A 17,855-nucleotide genomic window follows, 5' to 3' on the forward strand; every position below is an offset into this window, starting at 1 on the left:
GTAACCTGGTTCTCGTATTTAGCCTTTGCAAGCTAGTTATCTTGCAATATCAAATTGGCAGCAGCAATTCCACTACGTACTGCGCCCTCAATTGTGGCTGGATAGTCGCCAGCGGTATAGTCACCAGCAAGGTATAGATTGGGATAAGCTGTCTGATGATTTGGGCGGGCTAGATTGACATCACAACTAAATGTAGCGCGCTTTTCAGTCACCACTTTATGCCATATTGGTTTCTCAAGCTGTGGAATCGCTTGTGTCAATTCTGTATGGATAGTCTCAGCGAGTGTAGTCTGATCCATCTCTATATCGGCATGCGCGCTGATGACAACCGCCAATAACCCATCTTGACCACACACTTGGCCTCGATCAAACACCCATTGTGATGTGCTATTGACCATGCCTAGCATAGGCTGCGATAAGCGGGTGGTCTTGTTGTATTGCAAATAGACTGTAGTGATAGGCTGGTAAGCAAACTGTTCAGTTGCTTGATTCAGTAATGGAAGCGTCTTAGTCAAGTACTTCACTTGATGCGGCCCCGTTGCAATAATGACGTGGCTAAATACAAGCTCCTCTTCTTGCGTGGTGAGTGCGTAACCATGTTCTGTTTGGCGAATGGCTTTCACTGTTGTACTGGTGAGAATACGGCCACTTTGCTGAGTAACAAAATCCGCCCACGGTGCACTCAGTAGCGTGGTTAAATCTGTTTTAGCCAATAAGACATCTGCATCATGCGTTTTCTGATTAAAGCTATCGCGCAACACGTTTAAGAATACTTGTGCGCTGGCTTGCTGCAACGGTGTGTTTAACGCAGCCAAGCACAAGGGCTCCCACAATGATTGAATCAGCGTTTTAGTTTGATGTTGGCGAGACAAAAATGCGGCTAAAGTCTCATCTTGAGGCACTGTAAATGCATGCCATTTCATCCACACCATCATGCGTAACGCACACCATTTGTCACGCAGTGATAAGCCTTGCGCAGTGAGTAGGCCCGCCAATATATGTAGTGGTGCGGGCAAATAGGTTGGGGCTTTTAAGCGAAAATAGCGTTGCTGCGCAAGGTCAAGCACCGAGAGTGCGAGTGGGATACATTGAATCGTTTGATGTAGCGGAGCGTGGGTCAGCTTGAGTAATCGCAAAGTTTCACGATAAGCCCCCAACAGAATGTGTTGGCCATTGTCTAAAGAAAGGCCTTGATATTGAATGCCTTTCGCCCGCCCACCCAATTGGCTGTTGGTTTCAAATACGGTCACATTTGCATCCGCGTTTGCTAAAGTCACTGCCGCGGCCAATCCTGCGACACCGCCACCAATAATGGCAATTGAACGCTTAGGCATATTTGAAGTAGGTATGTAAGGCTAGCCTAAATTTTCGGAATGGGGGCAGAGAGGTTTTGTGATTGAGTACTTTTTCTGGCTCAGCTTTAATTTCACGTAATAACGTGCGGTAGATGGCAGCCATCATTAAGCCTGTACGTTGTTGCTTGGTATCTTCTTTGGGTAGCTCGTTGAGTGCTTTGTCATAAAAAGTCTCAGCACGCTCGATTTGAAATGCCATTAAGGTTTTGACTGCCTCAGTTTCGTGGCCTTGTAAAATGTCTTCCTCAGTCACGCCCGCTTTTGCCAGTTCATCCAACGGCAAGTAAATACGGCCTCTACGTGCATCCTCGCCAACATCTCTAATAATATTGGTAAGCTGAAACGCCATGCCTAAATCATGTGCATATTTAAGCGTTTTGCGATGTTGGAAGCCAAAAATCTGTGCAGAAAGCAAGCCTACGACACTGGCCACGCGATAGCAGTAGAGCTGAAGTTGTTTGAAATCTTCATAGCGATTGAATTTTAAATCCATCTCCATGCCATCAATAATTTCCTGAAAGTGCTCTTCTGCCAATTGATATTGCTGCACAATAGGGGTAAGTGCTTTGGTGACCGGATGCTGCGCTTGCTTGAGAAATAAACGCTGGATTTCAGTTTTCCACCAGTTGAGCTTGGTCTGAGCGACTTGATAATCGGTGCATTCATCCACCACATCGTCGACCTCGCGGCAAAATGCATAGAGCGCTGTCATGGCCTCTCGCTTTGCTTTGGGTAGAAAAATAAAACTAAGCGTAAAGCTAGAACCGCTCTCGGCGGTTTTTTGTTTGCAGTATTGGAGTGGTGTCATCGTTGGGCTTGGTGTTATCGTTGGACCAGTGCTTTTAGCAAAATGATAACCCAATCCCCCATGTTTAATTGAGGGCGATGATAAAAAATATCGCCATTGCACGCTTTTAATTTGCTGATGATACGTTCACCGCCGGCGATGATCATGCGTAATTCAAAGCCTAAGCGCCCGGGCAATTGTTTGCCTAAAGGTTTGCCACGTGTTAATAATTGTTCGGCACGGCCAATGTTCATTTGCATGAAAGATTGCCATTGGGCATTGACCTGTTTGTCCGCAATACTTGATTCGTCAATACCTGCAGCTAGCATCTCGTCTTGGCATAAATAAATGCGGCGCTTACCTTCATTTTTATCAAAGTCGATTGCAATATCCTGATAAAAGTTGATGAGTTGTAACGCGGTACAAATGTCATCTGATTGTTGTAGCTTCTCGGGTGTGGCTTGGCCATATAAATGCAGTAGTAGATTGCCCACTGGGTTAGCCGAGCGCTGGCAATAATCAATGACCTCAGTAAAATTGGCATAACGTGTTTTGGTGACGTCTTGACTAAAAGCATCCAGCAGATCGAAAAAAGGCTTGAGTGGTAAACGGTGCGTTTGGATTGTTTGCTGTAACGCGCTAAAGAAATCAGTATTGGGATGAATATAGGCCTGTATCAGCTCTAGCTCATCTCTAAAGCGTTGCAGGTTCTCTAATCGTTGTGCCGGGGCAATGTCCCCTTCATCAGCAAAATCATCGGCCTGACGAGCAAAACTGTAAATCATTGCAACCGCCGCGCGATAACGCCTGGGCAATAACACAGATGCCACTGGAAAGTTCTCATAGTGCTGCTGTGCATGCTGTAAGCTTGCTTGCGCAATAGCCGAGTGCTGGTGTAAAGGTGCTGATGTATTGGGGTTGGTGTTCATGAGGCGTAAAGTATGCCATAAATTAATCGTCGCCTCAGCATGCACTACTATTAAGTGCATACGTTACAATAATCAAAATTATCGAAAGAAGGCAGTTATGTTAGGAATCATTGGTGGAACAGGCTTAACCGAGCTGCCCAATTTAAATATTCATCGGCGCCTGATTGCGCGTACGCCCTATGGCGAGCCATCACAACCGTTGGTATTTGGTGATGTGGATGGCGTAGAAGTAGTGTTTCTTGCTAGACACGGCGGTGGGCATACCATACCGCCACATGCGGTGAATTACCGCGCCAATATTTGGGCATTACATTCTGTAGGAGTGTGCGAGTTATTGGCAGTAGCCACAGTGGGCGGCATTCATTTGCAATTGCGTCCGGCAGACATTGTGCTACCGAATCAAATCATTGATTACACCCACGGCCGTAGAAATACCTACCACGATGGCATTGAATTGCCAGTAAAGCACATTGATTTTACCGAACCATATTCCGCAGAAATGCGTCAAAAATGTTTACGCGCAGCACAAAACATAGCACAACCGTTAATTGAAGAAGGGGTGTATGCCTGTGTGCAGGGGCCGCGCTTAGAGACTGCCGCTGAAATTAATCGATTGGAGCGGGATGGTGCCACCATTGTTGGCATGACAGGTATGCCAGAGGCGGCGTTGGCGCGTGAATTGGGTGTGGCATATGCCGCAGTATGCCCTGTGGCCAATTATGCTGCTGGACGTGGCGATAGCGTGAATGGCATTCAGTTCGAAGGCGTCATCCCACTACTGAATCAAACCATGTTGAAAGTCATGCGTCTCATTGAACAAATTGCCAAGGAGCGATAAGTCAATATGGCTATTAGAACTGTGCTTAGAATGGGTGACCCGATACTGCTGCAAAAAGCAGCTGCGGTGACGCAATTTGACACGCCAGAGCTGCATGCGTTGATTCAAGACATGCAAGATACCATGGCGCATATGAATGGCGCAGGCATTGCGGCGCCACAAATTGGTGTGAGTTTACGTGTAGTGATTTTCGGCGTGGGTAGTAACCCACGTTATCCGGATGCTGAACAGGTGCCCTATACAGTGTTGATTAATCCAACGCTTAACCCGGTGGGGGATGCGCAAGAGGATGGTTGGGAAGGGTGTTTATCTGTGCCTGGCTTTAGAGGGGTGGTGCCTAGGTACGAACGCCTACATTACAACGGGTTTGATCAATACGGAAACACTATCGATCGGCTAGTTTCAGGCTTTCATGCACGCGTAGTGCAACACGAGTGTGACCACTTGGATGGTATTTTGTACCCCATGCGCATTCAAGATTTAACAAAATTTGGCTTTACTGATGTACTTTTTCCAAATCAGGATATTCAAGACGACTAATTCTTTGCTATAATGCCGTCTTTCGCGGAAGGGCGGTAGCACGCAAGGTTGTAATATGTGCATGCTGCGGTCTTCAGACTGTCTAATCAATAGTCTAAAAAGCGATAGTGTTTTATTTGGAAGAGTGGCAGAGCGGTTTAATGCTACAGTCTTGAAAACTGTCGAGGGTTCACGCCCTCCGTGAGTTCGAATCTCACCTCTTCCGCCACTATATATAAGCTCAATATAATCAATAGTTTAGGTTGTATTGGGCTTTTTCTTTTACCACATCAATTTACCACATCCAATCTGCCGCTAATACATGCGTTTATGTGTTAATGCTTGGTACATTTGCTTTCGAGGTTAAAACACCCACTTCTCAAGTCTGATTAAGTCTACTAACTTGATACATGTTAGATTCTCTGCTCTACAGACATCAGGTATCTTGGGGCTATTTGCTTTACCATTATTCTCTTCACTAATTACCATTAACGGTTCTTGGAATGATAGAGCTAGAGCAATCACAAAGGGATCACATTCCGACCTTCCTTTGGTTGTGTCAACGAGCCTAGGGTGTCTGCCCATAACGTGAGATAGATGGGGTTGCTGCACATCATCAATTTCCATAAATAGGTGAGATGGCTGCGCTTGAGCCCATTGATAGATGTCATCATCTTTTTTTCGGAGTTCGTTTAATACTTCGACCGAAGCAACAACTATCCCGTTTGTAATTAACCCTTCCAGCTTTTCCCAGAAAGAGGTGAAATGTTCTGGTGGATACGCTCTTCTCCACGCATGGATAATGCAGCTAGTATCAATGCTATATCTTGGCATTTGTAGTGCACTCATCTAGAAGCCTCTAGCTTATGTTCAAGTGCAACTACATGAGTAGTTCTCAATCCTAGGTAGCCTGATACTTCACTTAGAGTAAGCCTGTCCTGATAATAGTTCTGGAACACCAGCTCAAGAAACCTTTTTCCGTAGTTACTTAGAGCCTCTTGAGGCATGTTACGTTTCATATCCCTTTTAGCTCTGCTGTAGGCTTCGAGTTCTTTTATTGCTATATACTCAACTCGGTACTGGTCTCGTTTACTCAAGTAAAATGCAGAGGACGTTAACCCTAATGTAGTAAGTCTCCGGACAGCAGCTTCCTTGCTTACACCAAATTTTCCAGCAATACTTGAAATTTCTGCATCACTCCATTCCTCCTCATTACCATGATTTCTTACAACCTCATCATTTCTAAAGATAGTCTCTGGCATGAGTGCGGCTGCTGCTACCTGATTGCAGTACACCTCTAAGGCTTTATCTTCTGGAGGCCTTTGCGAGTCAACATCCAAATCGGAAACACCGCTTTTACGAAGACCTAAGTGAGCTAACTCGTGCAGTAACGAGAATAACCTCCTCACTGGAGCATCTTTTCTGTTGATTACTATTACTGGTAGCTCTGGATATGCTAGTGCAAAGCCTGAAGCCTCTTCAGAGGCAATGCGAATAGATTGAAATACTAATACACCAGCATCTTCAATTCGCTCTCGCCATAACTTAAACCCAGTTCTGCCCGTTGTATCACTTCTGTATGGTTGCTCAGTCGTGGACAATCCGAAGTACTCTCTCATCATCAAGCCAGCACGTTCAGGGTTATCCTTCATGTTGATTTCGAAATCGAGCTCCTTCGTGCCTTCACTACCTATGTCTGCAAGCATTTCTATTGCAAGCACACGCCGTTGATTAGCTATACGAATTTCTTGAGTAAGTTCAGGTGAAAATTGCCTTGGAGCTTCTGGAGATGTTCTTCGGAAGTCGCTGATTACCATAAAGCCGCTAGGCACTTCTTGTAGGTAAAAAACGCTTAATGGTCTTTTGTACAGTGATGCTAGTTCTCTTAACTGAGGAATCGATGGAGACGCGCTGCCATTCTCCCAGCTAACTATCACATCTAAATTTTGCTTAATAGAAGCACTGACTGCTTCTAGGGTGAACCCAGCAGACTCTCTTGCCCAAATTAATATTTCAGGCTTAATGTGTGCGTATATACGTGCTGCCATTGATTACTTATAGGTTAGTGGTTCTTAATGATAACTAATATTTCTCATCTTACACTTCATATGTTAAATTGAACACTGTTACATAGTTCAAAGTTGTTAACTTATGCCAAGCGGTGGAAAACGAGAAGGGTCAGGACCCAAAAAACCAATGAGTCCTTACAAAGAGAAGACTTCAGTAATACGAGTGCCTAACAGCCTCAAGACTGAAGTACTGGTGTATCTTGAAGAATACAAAAAGACAATCGCTAGGGGCTCTGAGCGATTACCTAGCGTCCCTCAAGCCTCACCTAATCCACCAGCACTAACTAGGCCTATCTATAGCGGTAAGATATCAGCGGGTCAGTCTAGGTTTCCCTCACCAGCTCAAGACTATGAGCAGAAGTTCTTAGACCTTAATGAGAGATATGTAAGTAATCCTCCAGCTACCTTCTTCTTTGAAGTTAAGGGGGTCTCTATGGAGGGAGCTGGTATCTTTGATGGAGACACAGTCATAGTAGATAGGGCAGCCAAGTTCAAGTCCTCAAGTATTGTGGTTGCTGAGGTTGATGGTGAGTGGATGGTGAAGCGACTGTATAAGAGGGGTGATGTCGTTAAGCTATTATCTGAACATCCTGACCATGCACCTATTGTATTTTCTGAGGGGCAGGAGCTAATAATATTTGGTGTGGTAACCTATGTCATCCACCAGCCAAAATAACCGCGTATACGCCCTCTGTGATGCAAACTCCTTCTATGCTTCTTGTGAGAAAGTCTTTAGGCCTGACTTAAGAAACACTCCTGTAGTTGTCCTCTCAAACAATGATGGTTGTGTTGTGGCACAAAGCAAAGAAGCAAAGGCAATGCTTGACCTATGGATGTGCAGACCTTGGTTCGAGATAGAGGAGGAGGCTAAGAAGCTAGGTGTTGTTGCCTTCTCATCCAACTATGAGCTGTATGCCAATATGAGTAACCGCTTCATGACCATCTTAAGACAGTTTGCTCCTAGGCAAGAGGTTTACTCTATTGATGAATCCTTCCTAGACCTTACAGGAATCAAGCGTGACCTAGTGGCCTATGGTAAGGAGATTAAAGACACTGTAATGAAGTGGACTGGCCTTCCTATATGTGTAGGTATGGGAAGCACTAAGACACTCGCTAAGCTTGCTAACCACTGTGCAAAGAAACAAGCGCACTTCAATGGAGTATGTGACTTCACCAGCATGAGTCAGACTGAAGTAGACGCTATGATGCAGAATCTCCCCGTATCTAAAGTGTGGGGCATTGGTAACAAGCTAGAGGCCAAGCTCAATAAGCTAGGTGTGCATGATGTTCTAAGACTCAAGAGGGCTGACCCTAAGAGAATCCGTGACGAGTTCGGAGTGTTGCTTGAGCGTACAATCAAAGAGCTAAATGGTGAGTCTTGGTTAGAGCTAGACGAGACACTCCCTGAAGCTAAACAAGTGATGAGTTCGCGATCCTTTGGGACTCGTGTGACTTCCCTACAGGAGCTAGAGGAGGCTGTTAGTTTTCATGCTACCAATGCTAGTGCTAGGCTCCGTAAGCACGGCTTGTATGCTAATGCTGTATATGTCTTCATTCAGAATAGTCCCTTCGATAAGGCTCAGTTCTATGGAGCAAGTCTTACCGTTGCTATGCCTTCACCCACTGACAATACCTTACAGGTAAACAGGACAGCTCTATGGATTCTTAAGAAGCTCTTTAGAGAAGGTATTTACTATCAAAAGGCTGGTGTGATGCTTATGGAGCTAGTGCCGTCTCAAGGACAACAAACAGACCTCTTTGGGTTTACTCTTGGAGAGGGTAAGGCTAGCAAGCTGATGGACACCTTAGACAGTATCAATCAGAGGTATAGCAAGGGTACAATCAAGCTTGCCTCTGAGGGAATCCATAAGGCTTGGGTAATGAAGAGGGGATTGAAGAGTCCAAACTACACTGGTGAATGGAAGGAATTGCCAGTGGCTCTGTAGTAGCATAGCGTATTAAACAGTACTCAGAGTACCACTCAGAATGGATTTACAATGGCTGATACACCAAAACAAATACCTATTGAGGCACTTAAAAAAGTAGTGCTGAATGCTCCTGAACACGAGCAGACAAAGATTGTTGACTATGTTGAGTGGCAGAGCAATAAAGGTAGAAAGAAAAATAAGGTAAAAGTAGTGCATCTGGAGCGCCTGACTTCAGAAGTTGTATTTGGAAAAAAACATGATGTATGGGACGTCCACACAAATGAAGTAGATGGGAGGTGGTGGGTTATTACTGAACCTACTAACCTATACTCTCAAACCGAGTTTGTCTCTCTCGATTACACGTTATCGTTCCATATAGGTGTTACTGCCAGAGTAGCTGCAAGAGACGCCAAGATAGCTCCTGAAGACTCAAGAGATAGACTTATTTCTGTATGGAGGAGATGGGAAGATGCAGCAGAGGCAATTGAACACGCAATAGAGTCTGCTGACTTTCAATCTATCGGTATGAAATGTAGGGAGACTTTACTTCAGGTAATCAAAGCAATTGACGTGTCCTTAATTGATGTCCAAGATCGTCCTAAGGTTGCGGATTTCGTTGGCTGGTCATTACTCATAGCAGATAAGTTTGCTGGCGGAGAGCGGAATCAATATATAAGAAGCTATCTTAAAAGCTCTTCGGAGAAGGTTTGGCAACTGGTAAATTGGGTTACTCACACTAGAAATGCTACTCTTTATGAGGCTGAGCTGAGTTTGGAAGCAACGGAAGCTTATATATCCGCTCTTGCTAAAGTCATTATTCATCACGAATCAGAACCCCCATTAGTGTGTCCTAAGTGTAGTTCGTATAGGATTGATTCTATATATGAGCCCGACCAGAATCTAGATCCACCTTATGTTAATCTTTGCGCTGCTTGTGGGTGGAATAACTACAGTGAGCGATTGGTAGAAGACAATGATTGAGTTAGCTTAGGCCATCTATCGTGAACCCAAGCGTAATCTTGAGGTGTATCTTCAGTAACCACATAGACCCGCTGCTCATCGTCATGATTCACTATAAGAGCTTCTATAGCTTTCCCCTGAGGAACATCAATCCAATGTGATACCTTCTCAGCATCCTTCTCCATGAATCCATGAGCTGCTAACTGAACAAAGGTAGGGTTATAGCGTTCCCACTTACCAAGTTCAATTGAGTCAGACCTTGCCCATCCTCCTTGCACGAAGGGAGCTTGCTCTTCTTTGCGTCTACCCCATTTAACCCATTCAATATTGCCGTCAGTCTTGACCACGGGAAGTGCTGCCTTAGGATTGGGGAAGTAAATCTTCCATTCCTTACCTGATGAATCAGTGTACCTAACACCAGAGCACATAGCTTTACCTTGTAGCCTTTCTCCAGTCCCATGGAGGTGTAGGGTTAGGTTCTACCCATAAACCTACTCTAGATTCTCTAGCGTATTCCTCAGCATGTAAATAGGAGAGCCTATCCTCTAAGGGTTGTTCCTTCTTGTATTTCGTATAGTGCCACGCTAGGCCTCTCTTGATTTGCTCTAGGTTAACATCAAGGTCATTGACCCACACCTTCCCGACAATACGTTCATATCGGTCATGTTTAGACCAGTCCACCAGCACAGTCTTGTTATAGGTTAAATCCGAAAGAGAACGCTTAGAGACCTGACCAAAGGGCTGTTTCTTCTCGGGTGCATCCATGCCAGCGAGCCTTATCTTGTACTGGGTGTTGGTTGTATCAAGAACAGTGATTGTGTCCCCATCGGTTACACCTACGACTCTCCCTTGGAGTAACTCTGCATATGCTGGTGAGAGAAAGAGGAGGGAAGCTAGGGCTACTAGGTATTTAATCATTTTGGAGAAATGTCTGAGAAATTAAAAGTCTTAATACTCTATTACGCAGCTAGAAAATAGCTCACCTTGTATATTTATTTTCCCTTATTATGCTTCAATAATAAAATTGAATCAGTATTCTCTTGGGAAGTAGGGAGCCATGTTATGAAAAATATTGAGCTTTTTAATTATTATGCGACTGTGGCTCTAGGAAACCTCTATGAGAATTTTCCTATACCCATCACTTTAAGTGGACATAGTTTAGCTGTTAATTATATTGGTCGTGATTTGGCTTATGAAAAAGATATCACAGCTGCAATAGCTAACGATATTAATCCAGATAGTACTAATTGCCCTATGCAAGAAACTAAGCTGTTAACCGAAAATGAATCTAATGCATCTGCAACTATAGTTTGGCTAGTAGAGGCTGGCTATATAATTAAAAAGACCTCGGGTGACCTTAGTAATAAATACGTGCTATCTACTAAAGGACTTGAGGTCTTATCCTGTATTCCTGACAGTATTGGCGGTAAGTCATTAGGGACAAAGTTGCTAGAAGCTTCAAATAATGTTGCAGGTGAGACAAGTAAAGCACTCATTTCAGCAACAATCGGTCAAGTTATTGGTGCCGCCTTTAGAGTAGGTATGGGATACCCTGCGATTTAGTTTTAAGCTATACAGACCATGTCTCCTCGGAGGACATGATATAACCTGTTATAAGTGTATTGTAAGGGATGCCTTTGAAATCTTTTAAGTGAAATCCTAGCGTTTCTCTTAGAGATTTCACAAAGAAAAAAATAGACACACAAATACAGATACCCTAAAGAATCATGAAGACTCTTTAGGATGACTGTAATTTATATCTACTATTTAGCGCTTATTTTTACCTGACGCAATTTGTACGCCTGTGCCGCGTGTACCCTTCAAATCGCGTCCTTCATTAGTGGAAATGCTTTGTGCGCCTGTGCCTCTAAGCCCGGGAAGATTATGTCCAGCATCGTCATCAACAATCTGAGTGCCAGTACCTTTGAAGCCTCGCATTGCGTGACCTTCATCATTAAGAACGAAACGCATCCCTGTGCGTCTATCTATACTTGAGGCTAATTGTATACCTGTTCCTCTATTATCTTTATTTAGGTCTCGGTACTCATTATCCATTTGTATCTTAAGACCAATTCTTGGCTCTACTGGGTAGCACATCTGTAACCTTTCTTCTTAAGGTAAGCTGCTCCGTTAGCTACATAGAAGTCTTGTAGACCATCTCTGGCATCGTTAATCTGTAGCCAAGTCTTACAACCTTTACACTTAGATCGGTTACGTGAGATAGGAACTATGTGAGGTGTACTGCATAGGGGGCAGGGTAGAGTCCTGCGGGTGATATCGTTCATTTACTTTCTTTCAATAATGGGTTGCTAGGCTGAGCTAACAACAATGGGAAGTGATTAAGGGATTCAACTGTAAGAGTCTCTATAGGTATCACTAGAGACAAGTTGATAATGCTTAATAGATTGAAACTTGTTAGTAGAGTGTTCTATAGATAGTTAAGATTGACCTGACACAATATTTATATTGAATATCATGTAAGTCAGTAACAGAGGTATAACTCAAAATACAGTTAGTCTAATTAAAGAATTAACCTTAAGAGTTTTTTAACTGTTACTTGAGTTAAAAGAGAGAGTTGATTGATACAGTGATTAGTGTGGTTAGTTAGATGTGTTAGTTCTAATCTATTTATCTTTGTATCTGTCTCTCTTTCTATTTATCTCTCTATCTATAGGCTAGCGGTGGCTAAGATTAATTAACCGTGGTTAGCGGTGGCTAATCATGAATTAGAAATTGTCTTCATCAACCTCTTTCCTCTGTTCGAAATTGGTAGGGTTGCTAAGTGAGTTGCCTCCACGAGGCTTGCTAGCTCTTTCTGATTGCTTTCTACTGTTAGCTATAGTTTCATTAAGCTGCCTGTCCAACTCAACATGATAATAATTACCGTCATCATCCAAAGGGAAGAATTCATTGAGTATGTCTGCTAAAGCTACTTCACCAGCAGCATCCTTTATTCCTAACTTTCTATGGAGGTGCTGATTAATCTCAGGTAATTTGTTAGCAGAAGACCAATAAAGCAGAAGTAACTTAACGTAAATTGCCACATGTGTATCGCTGTGACCTGATAGCTCTATGGTCAGCCCTGCTACATTAACCTTAAACCAAGCCATTACATCTTTAGTTGTCTTAGCGGCCATCGCTATTAACTCCTAACAGTTGCTGGTGCTCACCAAGCAATATCACTAGTGCCTGATTGTTATTGATTAGTGCGTTGTGTTTCTCTTGGTATTTCCTCTGGAAGTTCTTGAGGTAATCAAAGGTTGGTATAGGTAGCGCAAAGCTCCTAAAGACCTTCTTATGTGTGTTGTCTTGCATTGTTTCCTTCGTCAGTAAGTTGATTGAAATGTAATGTGTTATTACTAAGGTATGTACGTTAGCGTGTAAGTCATTGATTTATCCGTTGAGACCGTTGATTAATATGGGCTTATTCTTAACTTCAAATCTATGTTCATTACTAAGGTGTACACTTCAACGCGTAAGCGTTTGATTCCACGTTAAAGTGGCTCATATGCACCCATACCAAAACCCTCAAGAATTACCCCTCTAGAACCCTTATAAATCCTCAGTGAGATATTGCGCTTATTGACTATACCTAAACAAATGTTTTAGTATGGTTATAAGTTCATTTAATCAGGGGTTAGGTAATGAGTAATTCACAATCCAAAAGAGTGGCCTTGTACGCTCGCGTAAGTACAGAGAGTCAAACTACAGATAATCAATTGGTCGAACTTAGGGCAGTCGCTGAGAGAATGGGGTGGGTTGTCGTAGGGGAGTTTATCGACCATGCTATTAGCGGAGCTAAAGGAAGAGACCAGCGACCAGCATTTGATAAGTTGCAAAAGGGAGCCGTTCGAAAAGAGTTCGATATGGTTGCTGCTTGGTCAGTGGATAGGTTAGGCCGAAGCCTTCAGCATCTTGTGGAGTTCTTAAGTGAGATTCATGAGAGCGGTGTAGACCTATACCTCCACCAGCAAGGAATCAATACAGGTACTCCAGCAGGGAAGGCTCTGTTTCAAATGTGCGGTGTCTTTGCTGAGTTTGAAAAGTCTATGATTAAAGAACGTGTCATAGCTGGTATTGCAAGAAGTAAGGTAACAGGGACTAAATCAGGCAAGCCTCACGGTAGACCAGCGAACCTAGCTAATCCTGAGCCACAGATAAAAGCCTTGAGAGCAGAGGGTAAGGGTATGCTCAAAATTGCTAAAGAATTAGGTGTCGGTGTTAGTACCGTTCAGCGAGTACTTAAGGCAGCTTAGCGGCTTGTGCAAAGACCCCTAGAAGCTCTTAAAATAACTGGGGTATATCTTAGGTTATCTCACCTTAAGATAATCGTTTATACGTCGATTGCATTTTCACTTTATCGGGATTGGTTTAAGTTTCTTCTAGGTGATAGTTTCTTATAAGTAATTGTTTATAAAGAGAAACATTAGGAATTGTCAATTAATCGTGTTAGTCTTACCTTCTCTCTAGTCTTCCTAGAGCCTAATCAATAACAAAAGGACAATGACACTATGAAACCTATCTACATGCAACTCTTCGGTTTTGAGCTAATGATTGAACCCACCAGCTATTCAGCTCTTACTTACAACAATGAACTCACAGAGGTGGGTATGGAACGTGAGATTCAGTTAGGTAAGGTAAGAGTGCTTATTAGTAGAGTGGCTAAGTCATCTCCTCGTCAGTTCTTACTTGAACAATACTAGCCTCAAGCTAACTCGTTACGATCTACCAAAGAAGCCCTAAGATAATCTCAAGGGGCTTTTGTTTATCTATTTGCTGGTGAGTAGGAAGCTAGGCGATTTCCATATTGGGATTTGAAACTGAGCTGAATACTGGTGAGGAAGGGCTAGGGTTTCGGAAGGAAATCTTAAGATACTTAGGGGTAGAGGGGGGGATGGATAGCTTCCCACGCTATGTAACCCACTCACAATTTTCTGGTAATTTTAAAACCCGTTTGAACATTAAAACAGTAATTTCAAATCCTACGGAAGACATAAATTCATTGTGCTAGCTTACAGTTGTGCATTTTGCGGACAATGATTGTTTAGGCTGGAGGAATGCGGAGGTGTTTGAAAGGGTTAATCTCTATAGCGGTTGAAAGTTCACACAAACTTTTCAGCGTAATGCCTTAGAGTGCCTGAACAAGTCTGACTTACATTATCCCATGAGTGAGTTTTAGCCTTTCCCAACAATAATGTTCCGGCTAAGCTCGCTTCAGATGCTGTTAGCTTATAAGTAGAAGCCATAACTGTGATGTGCTCAGTATTACTATTGAACATTTTCTCAAAGGTCTCTTTTAGCCCCAATCTTGTTATATTAAGTGCGTCAAATCCAAATCCGAGAAAGAAAATGTTTCTTGCTTCCACAAACCAGCTCTCTATTTCAACATTAGTTTCTAGGTTGTCTCTGTGTTCCGGAATAATTTTGATATTACCAGCGGCTTGGAAAATGAACGAATCACTATGATTGTTCTTGTAAGGTAGTTCCGTTTTAGAATACCCTTGGCTGAGTTCTCCCAAATGGCCATAGAAGTGGATTATTCGTATTCCTTTTAATGCTTCTTTTGCTATATCAGTTTCTACACCAAATGTATTACAAAAAGAGGTTAATAAAAAAGCTTCTAATGACCTGTCGTAATTAAAAGTAATTATTTTTAAATTGTTTTTTGCAAAATCTTCAATGCTATGAACATCTGCGACCAACTTGTTCCACAAAAGGGCGTACCAGTCATCCTCGATGTTAAGGTTAAAATACTCAATATCTTCCTTGCGGCTGATAATGTTTGCAATAATTGCTTTACCGATACCCACATACTCACTTCGTCGAGCAAGGAAAGAGTCGATTGAGTTGACATGGGAATTTCTGAATGCATTTACAAAGTTACTAACTTTTAAACTGCTAAATGAGCTATCGAATGATGGTGGAAATTTCACCTCGCAAATAATCTTTTTGAGTTCGGCACCAGAAGGGAACCCGTAGGGAATACTTGCACCAGCGCCTAATACTAATACAGTTGGAAACTTAATCATTTTATTTTAAGAGTGCAAGACTAATCTCTATTGATTATCAGGCCATTGTTATTTATCTGATTACCGCTACGGGTTGAACCGTTAGAAGACCCTTCAGACTCTCTATTAGACTTCCTAGAGTTATATCCTGAGTCCTCGTTACGATTCCTTCTATAGTCATCACCGGAGAGGGTGTAAGACTTAGGCTCGTTACGCTGGTTAACATATCTATCATTGTCCTTACGGGAATAGTCCCCTGCAATAGCTGAGACTGAGGTAAGGAGTGCTACGATCACTACGCTTAGTTTAATCATTATTGATATTGTTCTATGTAATTAAGGTGTAAGGTATCTTAGCATAAGATTCTTTTAGTCAAATTGAGTACAAGTCTGCTTAGTTAAACTGGTATTGCACCTTTTCAATAGCTGCTTTTTTGATAGCCAAACTATTTCCCCCTGAGTAAAGCCCATAAGTCATAGTCTTCTTCTCATGTCCAACTATATCCGCAGTTACCCCCTCAGTTATACCAGCGTTCTCTAAGAGGGTCACAAAAGTCTTCCTAATTGAATGGAACACATGAGTTCCTGTATAACCTAGGCTTGTCTTTAGCTTCCCAAATCGTTTCCCTACATTGTTGCTTCTATCACCATATTTATTGAATGTTAGGCCAGACAATAAATAGCCATCCGTTGACTCCTCCCTTAGTCGCTTGAATGTTTCTTTAAGATCGCTATGGATAGGGATTTCCCGAACACCAGCTTTGGTCTTTGAGTTTACTATTTTGAAGGAATCTATATTGATGTTTACAAGCTTAAGCGAGCAAATCTCTTCGATACGTGCTCCAGTATATGCACCGATATAGATTAAGTCGGCCAGTGATTGGTCATTGCTTGATAGAGCAGCTCTCCATAAGTTAACAATTGAAGCAGGTTCAAAGGGTATGTAGCCTTTCTTACTCAATTTCTTAGCTGGTGGTAAGAGGCCTTTGAGAGAAAGTGGCTCATCGTTAATACTCACTGCTTCTATTCTCCTCAAGTAACCCCAATAATTTCTCGCAGAGATTAACATTCGGTTAGCTGTGCCTACACTGTTTCCATCAGCCTGAAGACCATCAATCCACCTCTTAACTTCGAGCTTGGTTACCTTCTCGATGGATTTGAACTGTTTAAGGAATGTTTCAACATCTTTCACAGTTTGGTCTTTGGTCTTCGGTACTAACGATATCTGCGCTACCCAATTCTCGTAATGAGTGTCTAGGGGAGTGCGCTTGCCTGTAGCAACCTGATAGAAGTCTTCTGCATGTTCTAGGTCATGCTTAACTTCCAGTTCCTTAGCTTTGTCTAGAAGTTGCTCCTCGAGTACATCTAGCACAACTCCTTGTGCACTTGCCAAGTAGCCTTTCCATCGTAAGGCTTCGTTATGAACAGCTCCGGTGTTACCCCTTGCTTCCTCTATTTGGGCTTTCCACAGAGCTACTAAAGGAAGGGCGAGGCGACACGCTTCTTTCTTGCTTGTGGTCTTAAGGGTTTTAAAAAACTTAAACTTGCCTAGGGTTTCCCTTACGTCCTTTGGTATAATTAGGACTGCGTACCAAGTATTAGCTCTCAGCTCTATGTTGTTGCTCACTTGCTACCTTCTTTTGTTGTCGTTATTGGTGACGTTTTACCACATCAATTTACCACATGCAATAGGCTTGGAAGCACGAATTTGTGCGGATTCAAGGGGTTATGATGATTTTCCAGAATCTCTCACCTCTTCCGCCAGATTTTACGATGCCGCTTGCTAGCGGCATTTTCATTTAACGGTTAAGTTAGGTAAAGGATTTAACATGAGTCAAATTATTATCGATCACAATCCATCTCAAGAAAAATTGAAAGAGCTAGGCGTTTCTAGCTGGTCTATCTGGGATTGCGAGCCATCAAAATTCCCACTGGATTTCAGCATGACTGAAAGCGCTTATGTGTTAGAAGGCGAATTCCACGTGACACCACAAGGTGGCGAAAAAGTGGTTATTAAAGCCGGTGATTTTGTTGTATTCCCAAAAGGTTTGAAATCACAATGGGAAGTAGTGAAAACATTGAAAAAACACTACAAACATTCTTAATTGCAATTGTGTGTTGAAAGCATAAAATAAGCCTTGAGATTTCAAGGCTTTTTTATTTCTACCATGAGGGGAGTGAAGCATGGCAACAATACATGTAGAAAAACCGGATCAAGCAAAACTAGATGCGTTGGGCGTGTCTCGCTGGCCCATTTGGACGAAGGAAGTTTCTACGTTTCCATGGTCCTATAGCTCGAAGGAAGTTGCTTACATTTTGCAGGGTGAAGTGACGGTAACACCAACAAATGGCGCGCCTGTGAGTTTTGGCGTAGGAGATTTAGTCACATTTGAAGCGGGATTAGACTGCACTTGGCACGTCAAGCAGCCGCTTAAAAAACACTATCATTTTGAGTGACTGCTA

Annotated in this window: 20 protein-coding genes and 1 tRNA gene; 10 read left to right on the forward strand and 11 right to left on the reverse strand. The window is 42.8% G+C overall.

What is annotated here, in order from left to right:
• Positions 1 to 32: 32 nt before the first annotated feature.
• Genes hpnE through hpnC form a run of 3 tightly spaced genes read right to left on the reverse strand, consistent with a single transcriptional unit; the run spans position 33 to position 3,131 of the window.
• Positions 33 to 1,334: a hydroxysqualene dehydroxylase HpnE gene (hpnE, locus tag A3Q3_RS0101655; protein WP_020181827.1), complete on the reverse strand. Its 1,302-nt coding sequence runs from the start codon at positions 1,332 to 1,334 to the stop codon at positions 33 to 35.
• Positions 1,327 to 2,163 carry a presqualene diphosphate synthase HpnD gene (gene hpnD, locus A3Q3_RS0101660; protein ID WP_020181828.1) on the reverse strand — a complete coding sequence of 279 codons (837 nt, stop codon included), beginning with the start codon at positions 2,161 to 2,163 and terminating at the stop codon, positions 1,327 to 1,329. The genes hpnE and hpnD overlap by 8 nt, the downstream gene beginning before the upstream one ends.
• Before the next feature lie 14 nt (positions 2,164 to 2,177).
• Positions 2,178 to 3,131 (reverse strand): squalene synthase HpnC, encoded by a 954-nt coding sequence (hpnC, locus tag A3Q3_RS0101665; protein WP_020181829.1) that lies wholly within the window; start codon positions 3,129 to 3,131, stop codon positions 2,178 to 2,180.
• A 37-nt stretch (positions 3,132 to 3,168) separates the two neighbouring features.
• Here hpnC and A3Q3_RS0101670 point away from each other — a divergent pair, with 37 nt between their 5' ends.
• The 3 genes from A3Q3_RS0101670 (at position 3,169) to A3Q3_RS0101680 (ending at position 4,657) form a co-directional block, all read left to right on the forward strand.
• Positions 3,169 to 3,909 (forward strand): S-methyl-5'-thioinosine phosphorylase, encoded by a 741-nt coding sequence (locus tag A3Q3_RS0101670; protein WP_020181830.1) that lies wholly within the window; start codon positions 3,169 to 3,171, stop codon positions 3,907 to 3,909.
• Positions 3,910 to 3,915: 6 nt separating this feature from the next.
• Positions 3,916 to 4,449 (forward strand): peptide deformylase, encoded by a 534-nt coding sequence (gene def / locus A3Q3_RS0101675; protein ID WP_020181831.1) that lies wholly within the window; start codon positions 3,916 to 3,918, stop codon positions 4,447 to 4,449.
• Positions 4,450 to 4,567: 118 nt separating this feature from the next.
• Positions 4,568 to 4,657: transfer RNA gene (locus A3Q3_RS0101680), tRNA-Ser, on the forward strand.
• Between the two features lie 134 nt (positions 4,658 to 4,791).
• On the opposite strand, the gene A3Q3_RS0101685 is transcribed toward A3Q3_RS0101680, so the two are convergent.
• Together A3Q3_RS0101685 and A3Q3_RS0101690 are read right to left on the reverse strand one after the other, a co-directional pair.
• Positions 4,792 to 5,277: a DUF4411 family protein gene (locus A3Q3_RS0101685; RefSeq protein ID WP_020181832.1), complete on the reverse strand. Its 486-nt coding sequence runs from the start codon at positions 5,275 to 5,277 to the stop codon at positions 4,792 to 4,794.
• Positions 5,274 to 6,476 carry an XRE family transcriptional regulator gene (locus A3Q3_RS0101690; RefSeq protein ID WP_020181833.1) on the reverse strand — a complete coding sequence of 401 codons (1,203 nt, stop codon included), beginning with the start codon at positions 6,474 to 6,476 and terminating at the stop codon, positions 5,274 to 5,276. The genes A3Q3_RS0101685 and A3Q3_RS0101690 overlap by 4 nt, the downstream gene beginning before the upstream one ends.
• 148 nt (positions 6,477 to 6,624) lie before the next feature.
• On the opposite strand from A3Q3_RS0101690, the gene A3Q3_RS0101695 reads away from it, so the two are divergent.
• Genes A3Q3_RS0101695 through A3Q3_RS0101705 form a run of 3 tightly spaced genes read left to right on the forward strand, consistent with a single transcriptional unit; the run spans position 6,625 to position 9,406 of the window.
• The gene (locus A3Q3_RS0101695; RefSeq protein WP_081623291.1) at positions 6,625 to 7,173 is read left to right on the forward strand and encodes a LexA family transcriptional regulator; all 549 of its coding nucleotides are present in this window, start codon (positions 6,625 to 6,627) and stop codon (positions 7,171 to 7,173) included.
• Positions 7,151 to 8,443, forward strand: coding sequence for a Y-family DNA polymerase (locus tag A3Q3_RS0101700; protein ID WP_020181835.1), 1,293 nt, complete (start codon positions 7,151 to 7,153; stop codon positions 8,441 to 8,443). The genes A3Q3_RS0101695 and A3Q3_RS0101700 overlap by 23 nt, the downstream gene beginning before the upstream one ends.
• Positions 8,444 to 8,494: 51 nt before the next feature.
• Positions 8,495 to 9,406 carry a hypothetical protein gene (locus A3Q3_RS0101705; RefSeq protein ID WP_020181836.1) on the forward strand — a complete coding sequence of 304 codons (912 nt, stop codon included), beginning with the start codon at positions 8,495 to 8,497 and terminating at the stop codon, positions 9,404 to 9,406.
• Here the strand turns inward: A3Q3_RS0101705 and A3Q3_RS14480 are convergent.
• Positions 9,373 to 9,813 (reverse strand): hypothetical protein, encoded by a 441-nt coding sequence (locus tag A3Q3_RS14480; RefSeq protein ID WP_020181837.1) that lies wholly within the window; start codon positions 9,811 to 9,813, stop codon positions 9,373 to 9,375. The genes A3Q3_RS0101705 and A3Q3_RS14480 overlap by 34 nt on opposite strands.
• A 4-nt stretch (positions 9,814 to 9,817) precedes the next feature.
• Positions 9,818 to 10,303 (reverse strand): thermonuclease family protein, encoded by a 486-nt coding sequence (locus A3Q3_RS0101715; RefSeq protein WP_020181838.1) that lies wholly within the window; start codon positions 10,301 to 10,303, stop codon positions 9,818 to 9,820.
• Positions 10,304 to 10,447: 144 nt separating this feature from the next.
• Between A3Q3_RS0101715 and A3Q3_RS0101720 the strand changes: the two genes are divergently transcribed.
• Positions 10,448 to 10,948: a hypothetical protein gene (locus tag A3Q3_RS0101720; protein ID WP_020181839.1), complete on the forward strand. Its 501-nt coding sequence runs from the start codon at positions 10,448 to 10,450 to the stop codon at positions 10,946 to 10,948.
• A gap of 204 nt (positions 10,949 to 11,152) precedes the next feature.
• Here A3Q3_RS0101720 and A3Q3_RS14485 read toward each other — a convergent pair whose 3' ends face one another.
• Both A3Q3_RS14485 and A3Q3_RS0101730 read right to left on the reverse strand, forming a co-directional pair.
• Entirely contained in the window at positions 11,153 to 11,356 is a 204-nt protein-coding gene (locus A3Q3_RS14485) for a hypothetical protein (RefSeq protein WP_232418325.1), read from the reverse strand.
• A 755-nt stretch (positions 11,357 to 12,111) separates the two neighbouring features.
• Positions 12,112 to 12,522, reverse strand: coding sequence for a DUF1376 domain-containing protein (locus A3Q3_RS0101730; protein ID WP_020181841.1), 411 nt, complete (start codon positions 12,520 to 12,522; stop codon positions 12,112 to 12,114).
• Positions 12,523 to 13,029: 507 nt separating this feature from the next.
• Here A3Q3_RS0101730 and A3Q3_RS0101740 point away from each other — a divergent pair.
• Positions 13,030 to 13,641: a recombinase family protein gene (locus A3Q3_RS0101740; protein WP_020181843.1), complete on the forward strand. Its 612-nt coding sequence runs from the start codon at positions 13,030 to 13,032 to the stop codon at positions 13,639 to 13,641.
• A gap of 846 nt (positions 13,642 to 14,487) precedes the next feature.
• Here A3Q3_RS0101740 and A3Q3_RS0101750 read toward each other — a convergent pair.
• Positions 14,488 to 15,414 (reverse strand): hypothetical protein, encoded by a 927-nt coding sequence (locus A3Q3_RS0101750; protein ID WP_020181845.1) that lies wholly within the window; start codon positions 15,412 to 15,414, stop codon positions 14,488 to 14,490.
• A 372-nt stretch (positions 15,415 to 15,786) separates the two neighbouring features.
• Positions 15,787 to 17,019 (reverse strand): tyrosine-type recombinase/integrase, encoded by a 1,233-nt coding sequence (locus A3Q3_RS14085; protein ID WP_020181846.1) that lies wholly within the window; start codon positions 17,017 to 17,019, stop codon positions 15,787 to 15,789.
• A 202-nt stretch (positions 17,020 to 17,221) separates the two neighbouring features.
• Between A3Q3_RS14085 and A3Q3_RS0101760 the strand changes: the two genes are divergently transcribed.
• A complete protein-coding gene (locus A3Q3_RS0101760) occupies positions 17,222 to 17,497 on the forward strand; it encodes a cupin domain-containing protein (RefSeq protein ID WP_020181847.1) in 276 nt (91 codons plus the stop codon).
• Between the two features lie 79 nt (positions 17,498 to 17,576).
• Positions 17,577 to 17,849, forward strand: a complete 273-nt coding sequence (locus A3Q3_RS0101765; protein WP_020181848.1) for a cupin domain-containing protein — start codon at positions 17,577 to 17,579, stop codon at positions 17,847 to 17,849.
• Positions 17,850 to 17,855 lie beyond the last annotated feature (6 nt).

It is taken from the genome of Methylotenera sp. 1P/1 (assembly GCF_000384355.1).
GTDB lineage: Bacteria > Pseudomonadota > Gammaproteobacteria > Burkholderiales > Methylophilaceae > Methylophilus.

Bases quoted from the DNA above. Each gene is read 5' to 3' on its own strand.
- A3Q3_RS0101690 (WP_020181833.1), bottom strand. From the start codon at position 6,476: ATGGCAGCACGTATATACGCACACATTAAGCCTGAAATATTAATTTGG.
- A3Q3_RS14485 (WP_232418325.1), bottom strand. From the start codon at position 11,356: ATGCGTTTCGTTCTTAATGATGAAGGTCACGCAATGCGAGGCTTCAAA.
- A3Q3_RS0101685 (WP_020181832.1), bottom strand. From the start codon at position 5,277: ATGAGTGCACTACAAATGCCAAGATATAGCATTGATACTAGCTGCATT.
- A3Q3_RS0101670 (WP_020181830.1), top strand. From the start codon at position 3,169: ATGTTAGGAATCATTGGTGGAACAGGCTTAACCGAGCTGCCCAATTTA.
- A3Q3_RS0101720 (WP_020181839.1), top strand. From the start codon at position 10,448: ATGAAAAATATTGAGCTTTTTAATTATTATGCGACTGTGGCTCTAGGA.
- A3Q3_RS0101740 (WP_020181843.1), top strand. From the start codon at position 13,030: ATGAGTAATTCACAATCCAAAAGAGTGGCCTTGTACGCTCGCGTAAGT.
- def (WP_020181831.1), top strand. From the start codon at position 3,916: ATGGCTATTAGAACTGTGCTTAGAATGGGTGACCCGATACTGCTGCAA.
- A3Q3_RS0101730 (WP_020181841.1), bottom strand. From the start codon at position 12,522: ATGGCCGCTAAGACAACTAAAGATGTAATGGCTTGGTTTAAGGTTAAT.
- A3Q3_RS0101760 (WP_020181847.1), top strand. From the start codon at position 17,222: ATGAGTCAAATTATTATCGATCACAATCCATCTCAAGAAAAATTGAAA.
- hpnD (WP_020181828.1), bottom strand. From the start codon at position 2,163: ATGACACCACTCCAATACTGCAAACAAAAAACCGCCGAGAGCGGTTCT.
- A3Q3_RS0101700 (WP_020181835.1), top strand. From the start codon at position 7,151: ATGTCATCCACCAGCCAAAATAACCGCGTATACGCCCTCTGTGATGCA.
- A3Q3_RS0101695 (WP_081623291.1), top strand. From the start codon at position 6,625: ATGAGTCCTTACAAAGAGAAGACTTCAGTAATACGAGTGCCTAACAGC.
- hpnE (WP_020181827.1), bottom strand. From the start codon at position 1,334: ATGCCTAAGCGTTCAATTGCCATTATTGGTGGCGGTGTCGCAGGATTG.
- A3Q3_RS0101750 (WP_020181845.1), bottom strand. From the start codon at position 15,414: ATGATTAAGTTTCCAACTGTATTAGTATTAGGCGCTGGTGCAAGTATT.
- A3Q3_RS0101715 (WP_020181838.1), bottom strand. From the start codon at position 10,303: ATGATTAAATACCTAGTAGCCCTAGCTTCCCTCCTCTTTCTCTCACCA.
- hpnC (WP_020181829.1), bottom strand. From the start codon at position 3,131: ATGCACTTAATAGTAGTGCATGCTGAGGCGACGATTAATTTATGGCAT.
- A3Q3_RS14480 (WP_020181837.1), bottom strand. From the start codon at position 9,813: ATGTGCTCTGGTGTTAGGTACACTGATTCATCAGGTAAGGAATGGAAG.
- A3Q3_RS0101765 (WP_020181848.1), top strand. From the start codon at position 17,577: ATGGCAACAATACATGTAGAAAAACCGGATCAAGCAAAACTAGATGCG.
- A3Q3_RS0101705 (WP_020181836.1), top strand. From the start codon at position 8,495: ATGGCTGATACACCAAAACAAATACCTATTGAGGCACTTAAAAAAGTA.